Source organism: Pseudomonas sp. NCCP-436 (genome assembly GCF_019656335.1).
Lineage (GTDB): Bacteria > Pseudomonadota > Gammaproteobacteria > Pseudomonadales > Pseudomonadaceae > Aquipseudomonas.
Map to the genome: position 1 here is coordinate 71,182 of NZ_BPLZ01000007.1, position 18,807 is coordinate 89,988.

At 62.5% G+C, this 18,807-nt stretch carries 20 protein-coding genes; 12 read left to right on the plus strand and 8 right to left on the minus strand.

Annotation, left to right across the window (positions count from 1 at the left end):
- Positions 1-126: 126 nt before the first annotated feature.
- The 3 genes from NCCP436_RS09585 to NCCP436_RS09595 all read left to right on the plus strand — a co-directional run bounded on the left by NCCP436_RS09585 (position 127) and on the right by NCCP436_RS09595 (position 2,589).
- Positions 127-861: an ABC transporter substrate-binding protein gene (locus tag NCCP436_RS09585; protein ID WP_220803770.1), complete on the plus strand. Its 735-nt coding sequence runs from the start codon at positions 127-129 to the stop codon at positions 859-861.
- An 83-nt stretch (positions 862-944) separates the two neighbouring features.
- Positions 945-1,700, plus strand: coding sequence for an ABC transporter substrate-binding protein (locus NCCP436_RS09590; protein ID WP_220803771.1), 756 nt, complete (start codon positions 945-947; stop codon positions 1,698-1,700).
- Positions 1,701-1,833: 133 nt separating this feature from the next.
- Complete coding sequence (locus tag NCCP436_RS09595) at positions 1,834-2,589, plus strand: ABC transporter substrate-binding protein (protein ID WP_220803772.1); 756 nt, start codon at positions 1,834-1,836, stop codon at positions 2,587-2,589.
- 56 nt (positions 2,590-2,645) lie between these two features.
- Here NCCP436_RS09595 and NCCP436_RS09600 read toward each other — a convergent pair whose 3' ends face one another.
- From NCCP436_RS09600 to gpmI, 3 genes are all read right to left on the minus strand, one after another.
- A complete protein-coding gene (locus tag NCCP436_RS09600) occupies positions 2,646-3,956 on the minus strand; it encodes a S41 family peptidase (RefSeq protein WP_220803773.1) in 1,311 nt (436 codons plus the stop codon).
- A 115-nt stretch (positions 3,957-4,071) separates the two neighbouring features.
- Complete coding sequence (locus NCCP436_RS09605) at positions 4,072-5,307, minus strand: murein hydrolase activator EnvC (protein ID WP_220803774.1); 1,236 nt, start codon at positions 5,305-5,307, stop codon at positions 4,072-4,074.
- Between the two features lie 140 nt (positions 5,308-5,447).
- Entirely contained in the window at positions 5,448-6,980 is a 1,533-nt protein-coding gene (gpmI, locus tag NCCP436_RS09610; protein ID WP_220803775.1) for a 2,3-bisphosphoglycerate-independent phosphoglycerate mutase, read from the minus strand.
- 147 nt (positions 6,981-7,127) lie between these two features.
- On the opposite strand from gpmI, the gene NCCP436_RS09615 reads away from it, so the two are divergent.
- From NCCP436_RS09615 to secB, 3 genes are read left to right on the plus strand one after another with little or no spacing between them, the layout of a single operon-like run.
- Positions 7,128-7,541, plus strand: a complete 414-nt coding sequence (locus tag NCCP436_RS09615) for a rhodanese-like domain-containing protein (protein WP_220803776.1) — start codon at positions 7,128-7,130, stop codon at positions 7,539-7,541.
- Position 7,542: 1 nt separating this feature from the next.
- Positions 7,543-7,803 carry a glutaredoxin 3 gene (gene grxC, locus NCCP436_RS09620; protein WP_220803777.1) on the plus strand — a complete coding sequence of 87 codons (261 nt, stop codon included), beginning with the start codon at positions 7,543-7,545 and terminating at the stop codon, positions 7,801-7,803.
- Positions 7,804-7,834: 31 nt separating this feature from the next.
- Entirely contained in the window at positions 7,835-8,323 is a 489-nt protein-coding gene (secB, locus tag NCCP436_RS09625; RefSeq protein WP_220803778.1) for a protein-export chaperone SecB, read from the plus strand.
- A gap of 54 nt (positions 8,324-8,377) precedes the next feature.
- On the opposite strand, the gene trmL is transcribed toward secB, so the two are convergent.
- The gene (gene trmL / locus NCCP436_RS09630) at positions 8,378-8,845 is read right to left on the minus strand and encodes a tRNA (uridine(34)/cytosine(34)/5-carboxymethylaminomethyluridine(34)-2'-O)-methyltransferase TrmL (RefSeq protein WP_220803779.1); all 468 of its coding nucleotides are present in this window, start codon (positions 8,843-8,845) and stop codon (positions 8,378-8,380) included.
- On the opposite strand from trmL, the gene NCCP436_RS09635 reads away from it, so the two are divergent.
- On the plus strand, positions 8,844-9,308 hold the full coding sequence (locus NCCP436_RS09635; protein WP_220803780.1) for a hypothetical protein: 465 nt from the start codon (positions 8,844-8,846) through the stop codon (positions 9,306-9,308). The two genes, trmL and NCCP436_RS09635, sit on opposite strands and share 2 nt — an antisense overlap.
- A gap of 287 nt (positions 9,309-9,595) precedes the next feature.
- Here the strand turns inward: NCCP436_RS09635 and NCCP436_RS09640 are convergent, their stop codons facing one another.
- Positions 9,596-11,974 carry a penicillin acylase family protein gene (locus NCCP436_RS09640; RefSeq protein ID WP_220803781.1) on the minus strand — a complete coding sequence of 793 codons (2,379 nt, stop codon included), beginning with the start codon at positions 11,972-11,974 and terminating at the stop codon, positions 9,596-9,598.
- Positions 11,975-12,126: 152 nt separating this feature from the next.
- On the opposite strand from NCCP436_RS09640, the gene NCCP436_RS09645 reads away from it, so the two are divergent.
- The gene (locus NCCP436_RS09645) at positions 12,127-13,131 is read left to right on the plus strand and encodes an AraC family transcriptional regulator (RefSeq protein WP_220803782.1); all 1,005 of its coding nucleotides are present in this window, start codon (positions 12,127-12,129) and stop codon (positions 13,129-13,131) included.
- Between the two features lie 5 nt (positions 13,132-13,136).
- Here the strand turns inward: NCCP436_RS09645 and NCCP436_RS09650 are convergent, their stop codons facing one another.
- On the minus strand, positions 13,137-13,709 hold the full coding sequence (locus NCCP436_RS09650; RefSeq protein ID WP_220803783.1) for a DUF6436 domain-containing protein: 573 nt from the start codon (positions 13,707-13,709) through the stop codon (positions 13,137-13,139).
- Positions 13,710-13,836: 127 nt separating this feature from the next.
- Between NCCP436_RS09650 and NCCP436_RS09655 the strand changes: the two genes are divergently transcribed.
- Positions 13,837-14,778, plus strand: coding sequence for an alpha/beta hydrolase (locus NCCP436_RS09655; RefSeq protein ID WP_220803784.1), 942 nt, complete (start codon positions 13,837-13,839; stop codon positions 14,776-14,778).
- A 12-nt stretch (positions 14,779-14,790) separates the two neighbouring features.
- On the opposite strand, the gene NCCP436_RS09660 is transcribed toward NCCP436_RS09655, so the two are convergent.
- Positions 14,791-15,558 carry a hypothetical protein gene (locus tag NCCP436_RS09660; RefSeq protein WP_220803785.1) on the minus strand — a complete coding sequence of 256 codons (768 nt, stop codon included), beginning with the start codon at positions 15,556-15,558 and terminating at the stop codon, positions 14,791-14,793.
- A gap of 168 nt (positions 15,559-15,726) precedes the next feature.
- On the opposite strand from NCCP436_RS09660, the gene NCCP436_RS09665 reads away from it, so the two are divergent.
- The 3 genes from NCCP436_RS09665 (at position 15,727) to NCCP436_RS09675 (ending at position 17,385) form a co-directional block, all read left to right on the plus strand.
- Entirely contained in the window at positions 15,727-16,350 is a 624-nt protein-coding gene (locus tag NCCP436_RS09665; protein ID WP_220803786.1) for a 2OG-Fe(II) oxygenase, read from the plus strand.
- Positions 16,351-16,396: 46 nt separating this feature from the next.
- Positions 16,397-16,885: a DUF523 domain-containing protein gene (locus NCCP436_RS09670; RefSeq protein ID WP_220803787.1), complete on the plus strand. Its 489-nt coding sequence runs from the start codon at positions 16,397-16,399 to the stop codon at positions 16,883-16,885.
- Positions 16,886-16,950: 65 nt separating this feature from the next.
- The gene (locus NCCP436_RS09675) at positions 16,951-17,385 is read left to right on the plus strand and encodes a DUF4399 domain-containing protein (RefSeq protein WP_220803788.1); all 435 of its coding nucleotides are present in this window, start codon (positions 16,951-16,953) and stop codon (positions 17,383-17,385) included.
- Between the two features lie 53 nt (positions 17,386-17,438).
- Here NCCP436_RS09675 and serA read toward each other — a convergent pair whose 3' ends face one another.
- Positions 17,439-18,668 (minus strand): phosphoglycerate dehydrogenase, encoded by a 1,230-nt coding sequence (serA, locus tag NCCP436_RS09680; RefSeq protein ID WP_220803789.1) that lies wholly within the window; start codon positions 18,666-18,668, stop codon positions 17,439-17,441.
- Positions 18,669-18,807 lie beyond the last annotated feature (139 nt).

Consider the following 18,807-nt stretch of genomic DNA (forward strand, 5'->3'; position numbering starts at 1 on the left):
GGCTGCGGGCGAGTCGACGGCAAATGATCCGCAGTTCGGCTAGGATTACCTCTGGTTTCCCTCCCACTCGTTTTTCGCCCTCAACATAAGAGCGAGCGTTCCGAGCATGTTCAATACGGAGATTTCATGTTCCTGCTTCGATTCGTGACTTTCCTGGCACTGTGCAGCAGCTTCAGTCTTGTTCGTGCGGAATCGCTGGTGCTGCTGACGGAAAACCTGCCGCCATTCAACATGTCGGTCAGCGGCAACAACTTCGCCCGTGACGCCAACGTGACGGGCGTGAGTTCCGACATTCTGCGGGCTGTATGCGAGCGTGCGCAGATCAAATGCCAGCTGATCCTGCGTTTCCCATGGCAGCGGGTCTACCAGCAGACCCTGGATGAGCCGGGTTACGGGCTGTTCTCCACTGCCCGCACGCCGGAGCGTGAAAAACTGTTCAAATGGGTGGGGCCGATTGCGCAGAACGACTGGGTGCTGTTTGCCAGGGGGGATAGCGACATCCGTCTGACCTCGCTTGAGGATGCACGACGTTACCGCATCGGCGGCTATAAGGGTGACGCCAAGACTCAGTTCCTGCTGGATCGTGGGTTGGAGGTACAGACTTCGCTGCGCGATACCGAGAATGTGCGCAAGCTGGAGCGCGGCCAGATCGATCTGTGGGTTGCCTCCAATCAGGCCGGTCGCTTCCTGGCACGCCAGGAAGGTATGGAAAACCTCAAGGTGGTACAGCATTTGTATGCGGCCGATCTATACCTTGCACTTAACCGGCAAACACCGGACGAACTAGTGCAAAAGCTGCAGCGCACTCTGGATAAACTGCGCGACGAAGGGGCACTGAAGGGCATCGAAGCCCGCTATTAAGGCATAGTGCCGCTAAGCGCTGGGCCAGGGCGAAGATGGCGAGTATGCTCATGGGGTCTGCCTTTAACAAAAAGAGAAACGTCATGCTCAAACGCCTGTTACTCGCGCTGGGTGGAACCCTTGCGTTACTGGCCGGCGCTGCACGTGCCGAAGTGAGTTCCGACTACACGGTAGTGCTGCTGACCGAAAACTTTCCTCCCTACAACATGGCGATTAACGGCAAGAACTTCGCACAGGAAGACAATATCGACGGCATCGCCGTGGATATTGTCCGTGAGATGTTTCGCCGGGCCGGGGTCAAGTACAACCTGACCCTGCGTTTTCCCTGGGATCGCATCTACAAGCTGGCGCTGGAGAAACCGGGCTACGGAGTGTTTGTCACAGCCCGTCTGCCCGAGCGTGAGGAACTGTTTAGATGGGTTGGCCCTATCGGTCCCGATGATTGGGTGATGCTGGCCAGGGGCGACAGCCAGATCAGTCTGGCCAGCCTGGATGACGCCAAGCGTTACCGCATCGGCGCCTACAAGGGCGATGCCATCGCCGAGTACCTGGTGGAAAAAGGCGTGGAGCACAGCACCTCGCTGCGTGACCAGGAGAACGCCCGCAAGCTGCAGGCCGGTCAGATTGACCTGTGGGCCACGGGCGATCCTGCCGGGCGCTACCTGGCCAGGCAGGAGGGCATTTCCGGTCTGAAGACAGTATTGCGTTTCGACAGTGCAGAGCTTTATCTGGCGCTGAACCGGGAGGTGCCGGACGAGATTGTCGGCAGGCTGCAAAGTGCGCTGGATAAGATGCGCAGTGAGGGCTTCGTCGAAGATATTCTGAACAACTATCTATAAGTGAAGAACCATGCGTCCGGCCAAAAGCCGGACGCATGCCATGGACGGCAGGGTTTCGAGTGCCAATTACAGGGTTCGAACCATGCACGGATGTCGCTAGCCATAATCACAAATCATGCGAGCGGAACGTCTTATGCTGAATATTTTCAAGAAAAGCCTGTTTGTAGCCTTGTTTCTCCTCTCCGGGTTGGCTCACGCGCAGTTGCCGGTCGATTACAAGGTGGTGCTGCTGACCGAGAACTTCCCCCCCTTCAATATGGCGGTGGACGACAAGAACTTCGCCCGCGACGACAGCATCGATGGTATCAGCGCCGACATCGTGCGCGAGATGTTCAAGCGCGCTGGCATCGATTACACCCTGACCCTGCGCTTTCCCTGGGATCGGCTCTATCGCCTGACTCTGGACAAGCCCAACTATGGCCTGTTCTCCACCACCTTTACTCCCGAGCGGCAACCGCTGTTCAAGTGGGTTGGGCCGCTGGCGAAGAGCGGTTGGGTATTGCTGGCTGCGCCGGGAAATGACATCCGCATTTCGAGTCTGCAGGAAGCTGCCAAGTTCCGCGTCGGCGCCTACAAGAACGACGCGGTCAGTCAGCATCTGGAAAGCCAGGGGTTGGCGCCGATCAACGCGCTGCGCGATCAGGAGAACGTGAAAAAGCTGGTGCGCGGGCAGATCGACCTGTGGGCTACCACGGATCCAGTCGGCCGCTATCTGGCCAAGCAGGAGGGGGTTACCGGGCTCTCCACGGTGCTGCGCTTCAATGACGCTGAACTTTATCTGGCGCTGAATAAGGACACGCCGGATGAAGTGGTCGAACGCCTGCAGAAGGCGCTCGACGACATGCGCCGCGAAGGCTTCATCGACGATATTACCGAAAGCTACCTGTAACTCCGGATGACGGTCGATGTTGCGCCGCCGGCGCGCCCGACCGCCCTCTTGCGTGCTCAGTCTCCACGGGTGACGTTCAGGCCCTTGAGCAGGTTGAGTGCCTGACTCAACTGGTAGTCATCGTCCTGCGGGCGTTGTCCGGTAGTTACCTTGCTGGCCTTGCTAGGTCGTTCTGAACCGCCGTTACCATTGCCCAGATGACCTTGCAGATCCGCCTCCTTGATGCCTTCGGCGTCCTGCTCGCGGGTGAGTTTGGCGCGGGCCACTTCGATGTCCGGGATGATGCCCTGAGCCTGGATCGAGCGGCCGCTGGGAGTAAAGTACAGTGCGGTGGTCAGCTTCAGGGCGCGGTCATTATTGAGTGGCAGCACGGTCTGTACCGAGCCCTTGCCGAAACTGTCGGTGCCCATCAGTACCGCGCGCTTGTGATCCTGCAGGGCGCCGGCAACGATTTCCGAGGCCGAGGCGCTGCCACCGTTGATTAGTACCACCAGCGGTACCCCTTCGCTGGCATCGGCCGGATCGGCGTTGAAGCGCAGCTCGGAGTTGGCCAGGCGACCCTTGGTGTAAACGATCAGGCCGCTTTTAAGAAAATGGTCAGCCACCTCCACTGCCGCCTGCAGCACGCCACCCGGGTTGTTGCGCAGATCCATCACCAGTCCGAGCAGCTTCCGATTGCCGTTTTCCTGGCGCAGTTTGTTCAGAGCCTTGCCGACTTCTTCGCCGGTGTTGACCTGGAATTGCGAGATGCGCAGGTAGCCGTAGCCGTCCTCAAGCATCTGGCTTTTAACGCTGCGTACCTTGATTACCGCGCGAGTCAGGGTCAGGTCGAATGGCCGGCCGCCGTCGCGCACCAGGGTCAGCTCGATTTTGCTGCCAGCCTTGCCGCGCATTTTGTCCACGGCTTCCATCATCGACAGTCCCTTGGTCGGCTGGCCGTCTATCTTGACGATCAGGTCGCCCGGCAGGATGCCGGCCGTGGAGGCCGGGGTGTCATCGATCGGCGAGACCACCTTGATGAAACCGTCCTCCATGCCGACCTCGATGCCCAGCCCGCCGAATTCCCCGCTGGTGCTTTCCTGCAGCTCCAGATAGGCCTGTGGCTCGAGGTAGGCTGAGTGCGGGTCGAGGTTGCTGAGCATGCCCTTGATGGCGTTCTCCAGCAGGGTCTTGTCGCTGACCGGCTCGACATAGGCGGCGCGAATGCGATCCATCACCTCGGCGAAGGTACGCAGGTCATCCAGAGGCAGTGGCGCCTGCTCGCTCGCCGCCGGCGCGGCCAGTGCCTCGTCGGCGTGCACGGCAGGAAGGCCGGGCAGCAGACCGAGGGCCAAAGCCAGGAGGGTAAGGCGAAAGCGTTGAGGCATGTCAAGCAACTCCTAAATGGATGGGGCGCCTACCAAAGTGGAGCGCGCCTGTCGGGCATCGGCGGCCTCGTCTGCAAAGCGGATCGAACTGCTCGTTTGCTCTGCATCCGTGACATCAGCCCTGTGTTCGGCACCACTGCGCGGGATCTGTCGGGCGGCCATTCTGGCGGATGGCGAAGTACAGGGCCGCAGTATCCTGGCCGCCACTGTTGCCCACGGTGGCAATGGCCTCTCCGGCACTGACCAGATCACCGGCGTTCTTGAGCAGGCTCTGGTTGTGACCGTAGAGGCTCAGATAACCGTTGCCGTGATCGAGAATCAACAGTAGTCCGGCACCGCGCAACCAGTCGGCAAATACCACCCGGCCACCGTGTACGGCTCGTACCTGGCTGCCGGCGGTTGCTCCGATAAGAACGCCGTCCCACTTAGTACGAGCGTCGCCGCCGCGTGGGGTTCCGTAACGTGCTACCAGTCGGCCATCCACCGGCCAGGGCAGTTTGCCCCGAGCGCTGGCAAATGGCCCGCCGTAGACCGCGCCGGAGCTGACCTGCTGGCCTTCGCCGGTATTCGGGCGGGTCTGCTGCGAGCGCTGTGCGGCGAGCTGACGCTGACGTGCTTCTTCGGCCTCACGGGCCTGGCGGGCCAGGGTTTCCTCGATGGTTTTAAGTACTCGGGCCAGCTCCGCCTGTTCCTGCTGACGGGCCTTGAGTCGCTGGTCGCGGCTGGCGTACTCGCCGTTGAGCTTGGCCAGTGCCTGTTGGCGCTCCTTGCGCGCCTGGGCCAGCTCGGCATGGCGCTGGTCGAGCCCGGCCTTCTGAATGGCCAGTTGCGACTGGTGGTGGCTGATCTCCTGCTCGACGTTGGCCAGTTGACGCAGCGTCTCGTTGAAGGTGGCCAGTTGTTCCAGACGGGCCTGGCTCAGGTAGTCGTAGTAGGTGAGGGTTCGCGAGAATTTTTCGGGGTTCTGCTGGTTCAGCAACAGCTTGACGTATTCCTGGCGGCCACTTTGGTAGGCGGCACGAGCCTGGATGGCAATCAGTCGCTGCTGCTCAGTGCGTGCGCTCTGGAGTTTTTTTTTCTCCTGATCCAGGCGTTGCAGTTCTTCCTCGCTGCTCTTGAGTTCGCGCTGAAGCTCCTTGACCTGGCTTTCGAGGTTGCCCATTTCGGTTTCGGTCTTTTTCAGCTGCTGCTGCACGCTGGACTTTTCCTGCTGCAGCTTTTCCAGCAGCTTTTTCAGTTCGGCCACGTCCTGGCGCGCGGCCTCCAGCTGGCGCTGGGTTTCGGCGCGCGAATCGGCGTAGGTCGGAGCAATCAGACTGCTGAGCAGGATCAGGGCAAGGATGCGAAGCATGGGCGAGGTGACACCGCAAGGCGAATTGAGGCCTAGTATGCCCGCGCCGCCAGGCAAAAAAAACGCCCCAGGCCTTCGGGCGCGGGGCGTTTCCTGTTTTCGTCGGGTTCCGTCACTCTTTTGGCGACGGCTGGCTCGCTTCAGTTGAACTCGACAATGCTGCGACCGGTCATCTCGCTCGGCTGCTCCAGCCCCATCAGCTTGAGCAGAGTAGGTGCCACGTCGGCCAGCACGCCGCCTTCGCGGATGCGTGCCGGGCGCTTGCCGACATAGATGAACGGCACCGGCTCGCAGGTATGGGCGGTGTGCGCCTGGCCGGTGCATTCGTCTTCCATCTGCTCGACGTTGCCATGATCGGCAGTGATCAGAGCCTCGCCACCGACCTTTCCCAGAGCATCGGTGATGCGGCCGAGGCAGTTGTCGAGGGTTTCCACGGCCTTGACCGCAGCCTCGAAAACGCCGGTATGGCCGACCATATCGCCGTTGGCGTAGTTGACGATGATCACGTCGTAGCGCTGGTTCTCGATGGCATCGACGATCCTGTCGGTAACTTCGGGGGCGCTCATTTCCGGCTTGAGGTCGTAGGTGGCCACATCCGGCGACGGGATGAGAATGCGTTCCTCTCCCTCGAACGGCTCTTCGCGGCCGCCGGAGAAGAAGAAGGTGACGTGAGCGTACTTCTCGGTCTCGGCGATGCGCAGTTGGGTTTTGCCGTTTTTCGCCAGGTATTCGCCAAGCACGTTGGTCAGCGCTTCCGGGGCGAAAGCTGCCGGAGCATCGATGCTGGCGGCGTACTGGGTGAGCATGACGAAGTTGACCTGCGGGGCGCGCTTGCGCTCGAATTCCTTGAAGTCGGGCTCGACGAAGGCGCGGGTCAGCTCGCGGGCGCGATCCGCGCGGAAGTTCATGAATACTACGGCATCGCCGTCCTCGACCTGCACCGCTGCACCGATGCTGGTGGCCTTGACGAATTCGTCGCTCTCGCCGCGTTCATAGGCAGCCTGTAGACCTTCCACGGCTCCGGCGGCGTTGAATTCGGCCTGGCCGTTGACGATCAGGTGATAGGCCTGTTCGACGCGATCCCAGCGGTTGTCGCGATCCATGGCGAAGTAGCGGCCGGTGAGGCTGGCAATGCGGCCCTTGCCGAGACGGGCGAAAGCAGTGTCGAGCAGTTCGATGGAGGGCAGGGCACTTTTCGGCGGGGTGTCGCGACCGTCGAGGAAGGCATGCAGGTAGATTTTCTCGGCCCCGCGGCGGGCTGCCAGCTCGGCCATCGCCACGATGTGATCCTGATGGCTGTGCACGCCTCCGTCGGAGAGCAGGCCGAGAATGTGTACCGCCTTGCCGGTGGCCACGGCCGTGTCTACGGCTTCGGTGATGACCGCGTTGTCGAAGAACTCGCCATCGCGGATGGCTTTGGTCACGCGGGTGAAGTCCTGGTACACCACGCGACCGGCGCCGAGGTTCATGTGGCCGACTTCGGAGTTGCCCATCTGTCCGTCCGGCAGGCCGACGTCCATGCCGCTGCCGGAGATCAGACCGTGCGGGTAGGTGGCGCGCAGGCGATCGTAGACCGGCGTACTGGCGGCGTGGATGGCGTTGTACTCGGGTTTGTCGCTGTGACCGAAGCCGTCGAGGATGATCAGAACCAAGGGTTTGGGCGTGGCGCTCATGAAGGTTGGCTCGCTCTGGGTCGATGGGCGGGAAACAAGGCCGTGCATTCTACGGACAAGCCTTTGCCGAGTCACTGTCGGACAGGCTTTGGCCGATCTTTGGGCCTGTGTATACTGGCCGGCATTTTACCGTCCTGGATCTTACAGATGTTCGCCAACCTGATTGAATTCGTCATTAACCACTATGTACTGAGTGGATTGTTCGTCATTCTGCTGGTGCTTCTGATCGTCACCGAGCTGCGCAAGGGTGGGCAGAGCCTGTCCAGCCGTGAGCTGACCGCGCTGGTCAACAGCGATAAGGGCGTGGTGCTCGATGTGCGTGCTCAGAAAGACTTCTCTGCCGGACATATCGTCGATTCGCTGCACATTCCCTACGACAAGCTGAAGGCCCGTATGGCCGAGCTGGAAAAGCACCGATCCAAGACCATCGTGGTGGTAGACGCCCTGGGGCAGCATGCCGGCAGCATCGCCCGCGAGCTGAAGAAGGCCGGCTATACAACCGCCAAGCTGTCTGGCGGCATTGCCACCTGGCGTGGCGACAACCTGCCTCTGGTAAAGTGATATGGCCGCAGTGGTCATCTATTCCAGCGACTGGTGCCCCTACTGCATCCGCGCCAAGCAATTGCTGGCGAGCAAGGGGGTGATCTACGAGGAAATCCGTGTCGACGGCCAGCCTCAGGTGCGGGCCGAGATGACCCGCAAGGCCGGCCGCACTTCGGTGCCGCAAATCTGGATCGGCGACACCCATGTGGGTGGCTGTGACGATCTCTATGCCCTGGAGCGCGCCGGCAAGCTCGACGCATTGCTGCAGAGGCCCGCTTGAAACCGCAACGTTGTTAAGGAAGGCAAACGCCATGACCGAGCAAGCCAACAGCGGCGCCGCCGCTGCCGAGCCGCAAACCCCGCAATTCTCCCTGCAGCGCATTTACGTCAAGGATCTCTCCTTCGAAGCGCCGAAGAGCCCGGAAATCTTCCGCCAGGAGTGGACGCCCAGCGTCGGTCTGGATCTCAATACCCGTCAGAAGGAGCTGGACGGCGACTTCCATGAAGTGGTGCTGACCCTGTCTGTGACCGTGAAGAACGGCGAGGACGTGGCCTTCATCGCTGAGGTACAGCAAGCCGGTATCTTCCTGATCAAGGGCCTGGATCCGGCTTCCATGAGCCACACCCTTGGTGCCTTTTGCCCGAACATCCTGTTCCCCTACGCCCGTGAGGCGCTGGACAGCCTGGTGATTCGCGGCTCCTTCCCGGCTCTGATGCTCTCGCCGGTGAACTTCGATGCGCTTTATGCCCAGGAGCTGCAGCGCATGCAGCAGGCCGAACAGACCCAGGTCGCGCACTGACGCCTGGCTCTGCCGAAAAGCGCCCTGCGGGGCGCTTTTTTGTGCGTGAAACTTTTAGTTGGCAGCGCCGGCAAAATCGTTCTGCCGCCATGCTTCGTACACTGTCACCGCCACACTGTTGGACAGGTTCAGGCTGCGGCAGCCAGGACGCATGGGCAGGCGTACGCGCCGTTCCGGTGGCAGCTCCGCGCGTACGTCCTCGGGCAGACCACGGCTCTCCGGGCCGAACAGAAAGGCATCGCCGGGCTGGTAGGACACCTCGTGGAAGGGCTGCGAGCCCTTGGTGGTAAAGGCGAACAGGCGCGGCTGGCCGAGGCTTTCCAGGCAGCCTTGCAGGTCGGCGTGACGGCGCAGTGTGGCGTACTCGTGGTAGTCGAGCCCGGCGCGGCGCAGACGCTTGTCGTCCAGTTCGAAGCCCAGGGGCTCGATCAGGTGGAGCTGGCAGCCGCTATTGGCGCACAGCCTGATAATGTTGCCGGTATTGGGCGGGATTTCCGGTTGGAAGAGGATGACGTGGAACATGCAGGGCTCCGTACACGAGGATGAGGGACATTCTACGCCGGTCGAGGATCCCCGGCCCCGGCTTCTCCGGCGTTTTCTCGCCTCGCTGGCGTTAATCGCCTTCCTGCTGGGAGTGTTGCTCGGGCGCCTGTTCGAGACGCCGCCGCTGTACATCGAAGAGGCCCAGGCCAGCGAGCGGACGCTGCAGTTGTGGTTCAACCGTGAGCCGCAGGCTAGTGCCGAGCATCTTGATGGCGCCCTGATCTACCGTTTTGCCGATGCCTACGGGCGCGAGCGTGCCGGGCGTCTGGTACTCGATGGCGTTCCGGTCAGCTGGCGTATCCGGCGTGACGGAAGGGATTTGCGTCTGCTGTTGTTGGCGAGTCGGCCCTTGTATGGGGACTGGCAGCTGAATAAGGAGGACGGGCGCTGGCGCTTGCAACTGACTTTGCAGTTCCTGTCGCCTGATGTCGGACAAGAGTAGAAGAGCGTATCTCTACGACGATTGGGAGGCTGTCATCGGGTCTGGCCGATGCGATACCGGCGCAGACCCGCAGCGGAATAAAAGAGGGGAATCCCCGGCCTGCCTGTACCAAGGCCCCCGAAACTGGTGGTACATGGCTATAAGCAGGAGGCGTGCCAAGTTTGTTTTTTCCGTCAAACCGTTATTTCGAGCCCTGGCGCGGTCGGTTCGGTAGGCGAAGCCGGCCGGCACCGGCCTTTGTGCGCCATCAAGGGGCACGGCCGGCACCGGATGGTGCATTTACGCGGCTAGCGCGGTTGCAGGCGCAGGGTGCTCTGGCGGTGGGCTGCTACGTCGGCCTCGCTCAGGTGCTGAGGCTGGTACTGACCGGCTACATGGTCCGCAGCCTGGTCGGCGTAGTGCCGGTCGAAGGGTACGCCGCTCTGCCCGACCGGAATGCCGCCGAGGGCTGTGCTGGCATCGGCCAGATCGATCAGGCGGCGGGTCGAAGGGCCGTAAACCACGTTCCAGGGCGCTGGGCCAACCCGGTGTGAGAGGTTGTTCGGCATCTCATGACCGCCTGGGGCGGCGAAAGGCCCGGCATTCAGCAGCCAGGCCAGTGGCTGCTGAACACCCAGCGGATGGGCGTGGGTCAGGGTGTGGGCACGTCCCCACTGCCAGTCTTGCGGGTTGTCACCCAACTCTTTGCGCAGGTGTGCCAGGCTGGCCTGCCAGGCCGCAGCCACTACCGCGGCGCGATCCACCGGTTGTTCGCTGCCGTTGCGCTGCCACCAGGGCGAATCTGCACTGGCGGTAAGGCGCGGCAGGGCACTGTCCAGCGCGCGGGTTTGCAGCAGGCTGTCGAAGAATACCTCGCCCAGTTCATCAGCCATCGCCTCGTGAGCCAACTGATAGGTCAACTGGTTGAACAGGGTGGCGGCTACCGAGTCGAGCCCGTGGTCGCCGTTCCAGGCTGCCAGTTGCTCCACCAGTGTGCGTTCCTGCTCGTCGGCGGCGGCCGCACGCAGCTCGTCCAGAATCGGTGCCAGCAGGCGCGGGCCGTAGCCGGTGCCCGGATCGAGTTGCAGCGCCTGGCTGTTGTATCGATCCCATTTCACCGTGGCGTCGCTCAAGCGCTGATCCAGCCGCTGGCCGCGATCCGGCAGGTTGTAGTAACCGGGAATCACGATGCCACTGGCTGGTACGGGCTGGTAATTGGCCGAGACGATGTAGCCGCGCGGCGGGTTTTCTTCCTGCGGGTTGGCGCTGAAGGGGTGGAAGCCGGGTTTATCAGCCTCGTTGCCGGCACCGTCGAGGATGAAGGCCGGGTTGACTCCGTCTGGGCGCATAGGCAGGCGTGCCGAGGCCCACCAGCCGATGTCGCCGGTTGCATTGGCCCACACGACGTTGAGCCCGGGAGCCTCGATCTTCTCGGCGGCGGCACGGGCCTTGTCCAGGGTGTCGGCACGACCGAGCTGGTAGAAGGCTTCGAGCAGCGGGTTGTCGGTTTCCAGGAAGGCCCACCACATGGCGATGGGTGTGCTGCCGCTGGTCTGGCCCAGGGCGTCATTGATGATCGGGCCATGGGGCGAGCGGCGCAGGGTAAGTTGTACCGGTTCGCCACCCTTGACCCGGATGGTTTCGTTGCGTTGTTCAAGGTCTACCCAGCGGTCTTTGTACCAGACCTGGTTGGGGTTGTCCGGGTTGACCCGTTCGGCGATCAGGTCGAGATCGTCGTTCTGGAACATGGTCAGGCTCCAGGCGAAGTCGCGGTTGTGACCGAGCATTGCGCTGGGGATCAATGCCTGGTGATAGCCGTACATTTCATAGCCTGGCGCCTGCAGGTGGGCCTCGTACCAGACAGCAGGCAGCGAGAAGCGGATGTGCGGGTCACCGGCCAGTAATGGCTTGCCGCTGGCAGTCCGGCTGCCGGATACGGCCCAGGCATTGCTGCCCTCGAATTGCGGCAGGCCGCTGTCGGCCAGGGCGCTGTCGCTGAGGCGGGCGAGGGCGGCCAGATCCTTCCAGTCACCTGCGGCCAGCGGCGTGCCAACCACCCCTTCGGGGTGCCAATCGAGATCGAAGATCTTCAGATAATCGGCACCCAGGCGGTCGCGCACATGGGTCAGCACCGGCTCGGTACGAAAGGCTGCAGCAAAACTGTAGGCCATGTAGCCGGCAACGCTGAGTGTGTCGGCGGCGGTGAAGGGGCGCGGTTCGATGCCCAGCAGGGCGAATTCCGGCGGCAGCGGGCGGCTGGCCTGAAACTGATTGATGCCTTCCAGATAGTGCTGCAACGCTTGCGCGGATGGGCTGCTGGGGTCAAGCCGGGCGGCATAGCGGTCGGCATGCTGGCGGATCTCCAGAGTACGAAACAGGCGATCCGTGTCGACCAGTTTCTCTCCCAGTACCTCGGCCAGCTCGCCGCGTGCCAGGCGTCGTAGCATCTCCATCTGGAACAGTCGATCCTGGGCGTGGACGAAACCCAGCGCACGCTGCATGTCGGCCTCGTTGTCGGCGCGAATATGCGGTACTCCGCGCTCGTCGTAGTCCACGGTGACAGGCGCCTGCAGGCCTTCGAGCACCAGCTCGCCATCGCGCAGCGGCTGCTTGGAATACAGGTACCAGCTCAAGGCTCCGCCGGTAGTGGCCAGGATCAGGGCAAGGGCGGTCAGGGAGCGTTTCATCTGGCGTTCCTTCTTGTAGTGGGGGCGCGAATCCGGTCGACGGAAGTGTCCGGATATCCGGCTGCATTGTGCTAAGACGCGGGCAGATCGGCATTGACCGAATGCATCAAGGCTGAAATTCTATGGTCAATTTAGGGTCGACCGGAGCCGACATGGACGACATCGCCTTCGTACCTCTGACGCATTCCTCAACTCTGCGTCGCCTGCTCTACGAGGCGCTGGCGGCTTTGGGCTTCGATCCTACCGATATCTACCGCCGCGCCTATGCCGGTGTCCCTCTGGCGGCGCCGTTGCTGGAGGCGCGCGAGGATCATGACAATGCCCCGCGTTTCTGGCAGGCGCTGCCGCAGATTACCGCTGATGTCGATATTGGGCTGCATTTGGGTGAGGTAATGCAGCCGCGTCCGATGGACGTGGTCGGTTACCTGCTGCTGGCAGCGTCGGATTTGCGCCAGGGGCTGCAGGCCTTCGTGCGTTTCCAGCACATCCTTTCCGGCGGTTTTGCCGCGCGTCTTGAGGAGGTGGGTGAGCAGGCGCGGTTGGTGATCGATCTGAACTATCGGGGTGTTGGCTCGCTGCGTCAGCAGATGGAGTGTCTGGCGCTGTTGCTGAGGAAGATGCTGGCAGAGGCCGGCGGCGACCTGCCGCTGCTGGGGGTGGAGTTCCGCCACCCGGCGCCACGCCGGCTCGGCGAGCACCGGCGCCTGCTGGGTGTCGAGCCGCGCTTCGGGCAGCCTCGCGACGCGCTGATTTTGCCGCGAGCGGCGCTGTCGCGCCCTTCGCGCAGTGCCAGTCCGAGACTGTTCCAGGTGCTGACCGAGGAAGCGGAGCGACAACTGGCCGGGCTGGTGGAAAACAGGTTGCTGGCGCGGGTGCGCTACTGGCTGGAGACCTGTTTGGGGCAGGCGCCCTGTTCGCTGGAGGACTGTGCCCGGGCGCTGGGCTGCAACCGCAGTGCTCTGCAGCGTAGTCTGGCCGAGCAGGGCAGCAGCTTTCGCAAGTTGCATGACGAGGTGCGCCGGTTGCGGGCCTTGCGACTGCTAGAGCAGGGGCAGGGCGTGCGTGAGGTAGCGCGGGCCTGCGGCTTTGCCGAGCTGTCGCCGTTCTACCGAGCGTTTCGCCGCTGGCAGGGCGGTACGCCGCGCGGACGCGCCTGAGGCTTTCAGTCGCTGTCGCCCCAGTCGCAGAAACAGCCTACGGCCAGGGTGTTGCCGGCATTGACCGGTCGGCCGGCGATCAGGGCGTCGAGCACGGGTTCGATGAAACTATTGCTTGAATTGCACACCAGCCCTTCGCTGTAGGGGCCGAAGTAGGCCAGTCGGCCATCGCGATCCCAGATAGCCACCGCCGGACTGGCCGGTAGGCCCTCGCTACCCGGTAGCGCCTTAAGCGGGTGCAGTGCAGACAGTTCATCGGGCAGGCGGCCATGGCTGCCCGGCTTTTGCACTACGTGGAATTCGACCCTGCCGGCGTAGCGCTCGATCAGCTCGGCCAGGTGTTGCTGGTTACCGACGTTGCACGGGCAGGCCGGATCCCAGAAATGCACCAGACGGATTGATTCACGGGCAGCCAGCTCAGGCGGCAGACGCAGTGCAGCACCGGAGAAGAACGCCGCGCGCTCGTCGAAAGGCCGCAGGTACCGGCTCTCGAACCAGCTATAGGCCAGCAGCAGGCTGCCCAGGCAGGCGAGGACTAGCAGTGCGACGAGCAGTTTCTTGGCAGGCAAACGAGGCATGGGGAGGTGACGGATTGAAAACAGGGACGTAGCTTGCCACGATGCGTCGGCCGACTGAATATCGTCATGACTGCAATAAACCCGGCGCTGATGTTTCACGCCTCCCTTGCCGACCACGGAAAGCCCGATGCCTGCGCCCTTTCAGCCCGATCAGCTACGCTCCCTGCTGCGACCCCTAGCCGCAGCGCGTCTGGAGCTGCCGGTACTGCAGGCCTACCGCCGCTTCTACGGGCTGGATCTGACCCAGCGCTTCGCCGGTCTGGACAACCGCCTGGGCAGCTTCACGGCAGCGGGCTATCAGATCGCCGTGCAGCTGTGGGCACCGCCGCAGCCGCGCGGCAGCCTGCTGCTGCTGCATGGCTACTACGACCATATGGGCCTGTACCGGCACGTGGTCGACTGGGCATTGAGCATGAACTTCGCCGTGCTGGCCTGCGATCTGCCGGGGCATGGCCTGTCCAGCGGCGTGCGCGCCAGCATCGATGATTTCTCCGAATATCAGCAGGTGCTCGCCGGACTGTTCGATCAGGCTGCGGCACTGGGGTTGCCGCAACCCTGGCATCTGTGCGGACAGAGCACCGGCGGGGCGATTCTGCTGGACTACCTGCTGCATGATGGCAAGCGTCCGGAACTGGGGCAGAGCATTCTGCTGGCGCCGCTGGTGCGGCCGCGCGCCTGGGGCTGGTCGAAGCTCAGCTACCGCCTGCTCAGACCGTTCGTGCGGGAAATTCCGCGGCGTTTCAGCGAAAACTCCAGCGATGCCGGCTTCATCGAGTTCGTCCACAAGCTCGACCCGCTGCAGCCGCGCACCCTGCCCACCGCCTGGGTCGGCGCGCTGGCGCAGTGGGTGCCGCGCATCGAGGCGGCCGCGCCGAGTGCGCACAGCCCGCTGATCGTGCAGGGCGAGGCGGACATGACGGTGGACTGGCAGCACAATCTGGCGGTGCTGCAGGACAAGTTTCGCCTGCCACAGATCCTGCGCCTGGGCGAGGCCCGTCATCATCTGGCCAACGAGAACGAGGCGTTGCGCCGGCGTTACTTTGAGTTCCTGCGGCAGTATCTGGAATAGCGCAGTAGCGTTTCAGATGCTCGAAGCCGGTGGCTCCAGGTCCGCACTGCTGGCGCCCACTGCCAGCCCGGCTCGCAGGGCTGCCAGGGTTGCTCGGTAATAGGCCTGACCGCCTTCGGAGCGGGCGAACTCAACGAATTGTTCCAGCTCCGGGTCGCTCAGCTCGCGATAGACATAGAGCAGGGTGTTGTCCAGATCCGGTTCGATCTGCTCCATCAGACGCTGTCGCTGACTTTCAAGCAGACCGCGCGCCAGATCGCCGCCAGGCAGGCCCGGAATCATCTGGCTGAGGCTGTCGGCGGCCACGCTGGCCAGCGCGAGGCTGACTTCTGCTCCCGCTTCCTTGGCTGGCAGGGCCTGCGCCAGATGGCGGATCAGCAGGCGACGGGTGGCCTCGGCTTCGATGCGCGGCAGACCATCGGCGTATTTGGCCAGCTGATCCTGGCGGGTAGCCAACTGTTCTGCCGCGACCACCCGCTGGCCCAACTCAGAGCGGAAGAAGGCCAGCGCCGGTTGCGGATCCTTCAACTGCTGGCGCAGGCTGCGCAAGGCGCGCTGGTCAATTGCGGTGCTGGCGAAGCGCCGGTTGCTGTTGTCCACCAGGGCCTGGTACATGGCGGGCGGCAGTGTGTGGCGATAGCGCTGCTGAGCTGCATCGAGCGCTTGAGTGAAGTGTTCGCGTTGTTGTGGCCAGCCGGCTGCCTGGTACAGTTTCAGGTAGTCTTCGGCCGACACTGACAGGGTCAGGCCAAATAGCAGCAGGGCTAACAGAAAACGCATTGAAGGCTCCTTGGCAAACTATCCGGGCTGGCCGCAGTTGCCTGCGGCCGGCTATTTTCAGCGGCGCGCCAGAGCTTGTCGAGCCGCTCGTGACACATCCTTGCTGCCTGCAGACTGCGACAGCGCAAGGCTGCCCGGTGTTCCCGGCGACTTGCTACAATCGCCGGCATGAACACATCTTCTGAAAACGATTCCTTTTCCAGTCTGATCGATGATCTGGCCGGTCGTGGCTGGGCGCAGCAGACGCTGTTCGCTCCGCCGGCGTTGACCCGGGAGCTGGCCGCCGAGTGCCTGCGGCGGGCGTATGGCGGGCAGTTAAGCCCCGCCGGCATCGGCCGTGGCAGCTCGCAGCAGGTGCAGGAGGGCATTCGTGGTGACCGCATTCAGTGGCTGGAGCCTGGTCAGCACGCCGCCTGCGATCAGTACCTGCAACTGATGGATGAATTGCGCCTGGCGCTCAATTGCAACCTCTACCTGGGGCTGGAGGACTTCGAGAGTCACTTCGCCTGCTATGAGCCGGGGGCTTTCTATCAGCGTCATCTCGATCGCTTTCGTGACGATGACCGGCGGACGGTGTCGGCGGTGTTCTATCTCAATGAAGACTGGCAGGCTGCACAGGGCGGCGCGTTGCGTCTGTACCTCAATGATGGCGGTGAGCATGAGGTGTTGCCACAAGCCGGTACTTTGGTGCTGTTCCTCTCGGCTGAAATGCCGCATGAGGTGCTGCCGGCAAACCGTGAGCGATTGTCGCTGACCGGCTGGTTCCGGCGTCGCGGCGATACGCCGCTCTGAGTGCTGCGCGATTCTCCGAGCCGATGTCTGGCCGAGGAAACAAATGATGGAAAAGATTCTGGTCAGCCGTTGCCTGCTGGGGCAGCGAGTGCGCTATGACGGCGGCACCCACGGGCCGTTCAGCGAGTTGCAGCGCTGGCAGGCCGAGGGGCGAATCGTCGGATTGTGCCCGGAAGTTGCCGGCGGTCTGCCGACACCGCGTCCTCCGGCGGAAATTCGCGACGGCCGTGGTGCGGCCGTGCTTGACGGGCAGCTGCCGGTTCTGACCAATGACGGGCAGGATGTCACTGCTGCCTTCGTCGAAGGTGCCAGCCAGGCGCTGGCGCTGGTGCGGCAACACAATATCCGCATGGCGGTGCTCAAGGCGCGTAGCCCTTCATGTGGCAACGAGCAGACCTATGACGGCAGCTTCAGTGGTACCCGCGTGGAGGGTGAGGGGGTTACTGCAGCGCTGCTCAGACGCCACGGTATCAAGGTGTTTCACGAAGGTCAGTTGGATCAGGCTGCTGCCTGGCTGGCGAATCTTGAGCGTTGAGCAGTAACGATTTTCATTGGTCGATGTCTATGGAGTGAGTTATTCACCCGAGCGAGACTGATTATATGAACAAGACACTTCACTCTCTGCTGGCCGGCGCCGTACTGCTGTCTGTCAGTGCTCTGAGCTGGGCAGATGTGCCCCGCACGCCTTCGCCCAAGGATGCGGAGGTCTATATCATCTCGCCTCAGGATGGTGCCACGGTTGATCCGACCTTCACCGTCCAGTTCGGCCTCAAGGGCATGGGTGTGGCGCCGGCAGGTGTTGTTCATCCGGATACCGGCCATCACCACCTGCTGATAGATGTGGAGTCATTGCCGGCAATGGGCCAGCCGCTACCGGCCAACGACCATATCATTCATTTCGGTGGCGGGCAGACGCAGACCCGGTTGACCCTCAAGCCGGGCAAGCACACCTTGCAGCTGCTGATGGGCGATCAGTACCATATTCCCCATGAGCCGCCGGTGTTGTCGAAGAAGATCACCGTGACCGTCAAGTAAAGGGGCGCGCACAAAAAAGGGAGGCTTAAGCCTCCCTTTTCCATGCTCCGTGTTTAGAACAATACGCGGCTGCGGATGGTGCCCGGCACCTGTTGCAGTTTCTCCAGGGCCAGATCCGAGTAGGCGGCATCGACATCGATTACCACGTAGCCGACCTTGTCGTTGGTCTGCAGGAACTGGCCGGAGATGTTGATGCCGTTGTCGGCGAACACCTTGTTGATGTCGCTCATTACACCCGGGATGTTGCGGTGGATGTGCAGCAGACGGTGCTTGCCCGGGTGTGCCGGCAGGGCCACTTCCGGGAAGTTGACCGAGGACACCGAGGTGCCGTTGTCGCTGTACTTGACCAGTTTTTCGGCCACTTCCAGGCCGATGTTGGCCTGCGCTTCGGCGGTCGAACCACCGATGTGCGGAGTCAGGATCACGCGATCCAGACCGCGCAGCGGGCTTTCGAATTCTTCGTCGTTGGATTTGGGCTCGACCGGGAACACGTCGATGGCGGCGCCGATCAGGTGCTCGTCCTTGATCGCCTCGGCCAGGGCTTCCAGACGCACAACGGTGCCACGGGCAGCGTTGATCAGGATGGCGCCCTTCTTCATGGCGCGGATTTCCTTCTCGCCGATCATCCACTGAGTCGACGGCAACTCCGGTACGTGCAGCGAGACGATATCGGCCAGGCCCAGCAGTTCGTACAGATCGCCGACCTGCTGTGCGTTACCCAGCGGCAGTTTGGTCACGGTGTCGTAGAAGTAAACCTGCATACCCAGGGCTTCGGCCAGAACCGACAACTGCGTGCCGATGGATCCATAACCGATGATGCCCAGCTTCTTGCCACGGATTTCGAAGGAGTTGGCCGCCGACTTGATCCAGCCACCACGATGGCAGGAGGCGTTCTTCTCCGGAATGCCGCGCAGCAGCAGGATGGCCTCGGCCAGCACCAGTTCGGCTACCGAGCGGGTGTTGGAGTAGGGGGCGTTGAATACGGCGATGCCGCGCTCGCGGGCTGCCTCCAGATCCACCTGGTTGGTGCCGATGCAGAAGCAGCCAACGGCAACCAGTTTCTTGGCACAGTCAAAAACATCGGCGGTCAGCTGGGTGCGCGAGCGGATGCCGATGAAATGAGCATCGGCGATCTTTTCTTTCAGCTCATCGCCTGACAGCGCGGTCTTGAGGTACTCGATGTTGCTGTAGCCGGCCGCCTTGAGCGTGTCTACGGCGTTCTGGTGCACACCTTCGAGAAGAAGGAACTTAATCTTGCTCTTGTCGAGAGAGGTCTTGCTCATCGGAGTACCTGTGGTCCCACTAATGGTGTCAGGAGAAGGGCTGGCGACAAGGCCGGCCGGTGCCCGAAGGCGCCCTGGGGGCGCGAATAACGGGGTGCGTATGCTAGCATGTTCTCCTTTTTCAATGCTCGGTTGCGAC

Coding starts and splice junctions, on each gene's coding strand:
- NCCP436_RS09590 (WP_220803771.1), top strand. CDS start 945: ATGCTCAAACGCCTGTTACTCGCGCTGGGTGGAACCCTTGCGTTACTG.
- trmL (WP_220803779.1), bottom strand. CDS start 8,845: ATGTTCCACGTCATCCTCTTCCAACCGGAAATCCCGCCCAATACCGGC.
- NCCP436_RS09650 (WP_220803783.1), bottom strand. CDS start 13,709: ATGCCTCGTTTGCCTGCCAAGAAACTGCTCGTCGCACTGCTAGTCCTC.
- NCCP436_RS09595 (WP_220803772.1), top strand. CDS start 1,834: ATGCTGAATATTTTCAAGAAAAGCCTGTTTGTAGCCTTGTTTCTCCTC.
- NCCP436_RS09675 (WP_220803788.1), top strand. CDS start 16,951: ATGAACAAGACACTTCACTCTCTGCTGGCCGGCGCCGTACTGCTGTCT.
- NCCP436_RS09615 (WP_220803776.1), top strand. CDS start 7,128: ATGTTCGCCAACCTGATTGAATTCGTCATTAACCACTATGTACTGAGT.
- NCCP436_RS09655 (WP_220803784.1), top strand. CDS start 13,837: ATGCCTGCGCCCTTTCAGCCCGATCAGCTACGCTCCCTGCTGCGACCC.
- NCCP436_RS09640 (WP_220803781.1), bottom strand. CDS start 11,974: ATGAAACGCTCCCTGACCGCCCTTGCCCTGATCCTGGCCACTACCGGC.
- serA (WP_220803789.1), bottom strand. CDS start 18,668: ATGAGCAAGACCTCTCTCGACAAGAGCAAGATTAAGTTCCTTCTTCTC.
- NCCP436_RS09600 (WP_220803773.1), bottom strand. CDS start 3,956: ATGCCTCAACGCTTTCGCCTTACCCTCCTGGCTTTGGCCCTCGGTCTG.
- secB (WP_220803778.1), top strand. CDS start 7,835: ATGACCGAGCAAGCCAACAGCGGCGCCGCCGCTGCCGAGCCGCAAACC.
- NCCP436_RS09605 (WP_220803774.1), bottom strand. CDS start 5,307: ATGCTTCGCATCCTTGCCCTGATCCTGCTCAGCAGTCTGATTGCTCCG.
- NCCP436_RS09645 (WP_220803782.1), top strand. CDS start 12,127: ATGGACGACATCGCCTTCGTACCTCTGACGCATTCCTCAACTCTGCGT.
- NCCP436_RS09665 (WP_220803786.1), top strand. CDS start 15,727: ATGAACACATCTTCTGAAAACGATTCCTTTTCCAGTCTGATCGATGAT.
- NCCP436_RS09660 (WP_220803785.1), bottom strand. CDS start 15,558: ATGCGTTTTCTGTTAGCCCTGCTGCTATTTGGCCTGACCCTGTCAGTG.
- grxC (WP_220803777.1), top strand. CDS start 7,543: ATGGCCGCAGTGGTCATCTATTCCAGCGACTGGTGCCCCTACTGCATC.
- gpmI (WP_220803775.1), bottom strand. CDS start 6,980: ATGAGCGCCACGCCCAAACCCTTGGTTCTGATCATCCTCGACGGCTTC.
- NCCP436_RS09585 (WP_220803770.1), top strand. CDS start 127: ATGTTCCTGCTTCGATTCGTGACTTTCCTGGCACTGTGCAGCAGCTTC.
- NCCP436_RS09635 (WP_220803780.1), top strand. CDS start 8,844: ATGCAGGGCTCCGTACACGAGGATGAGGGACATTCTACGCCGGTCGAG.
- NCCP436_RS09670 (WP_220803787.1), top strand. CDS start 16,397: ATGGAAAAGATTCTGGTCAGCCGTTGCCTGCTGGGGCAGCGAGTGCGC.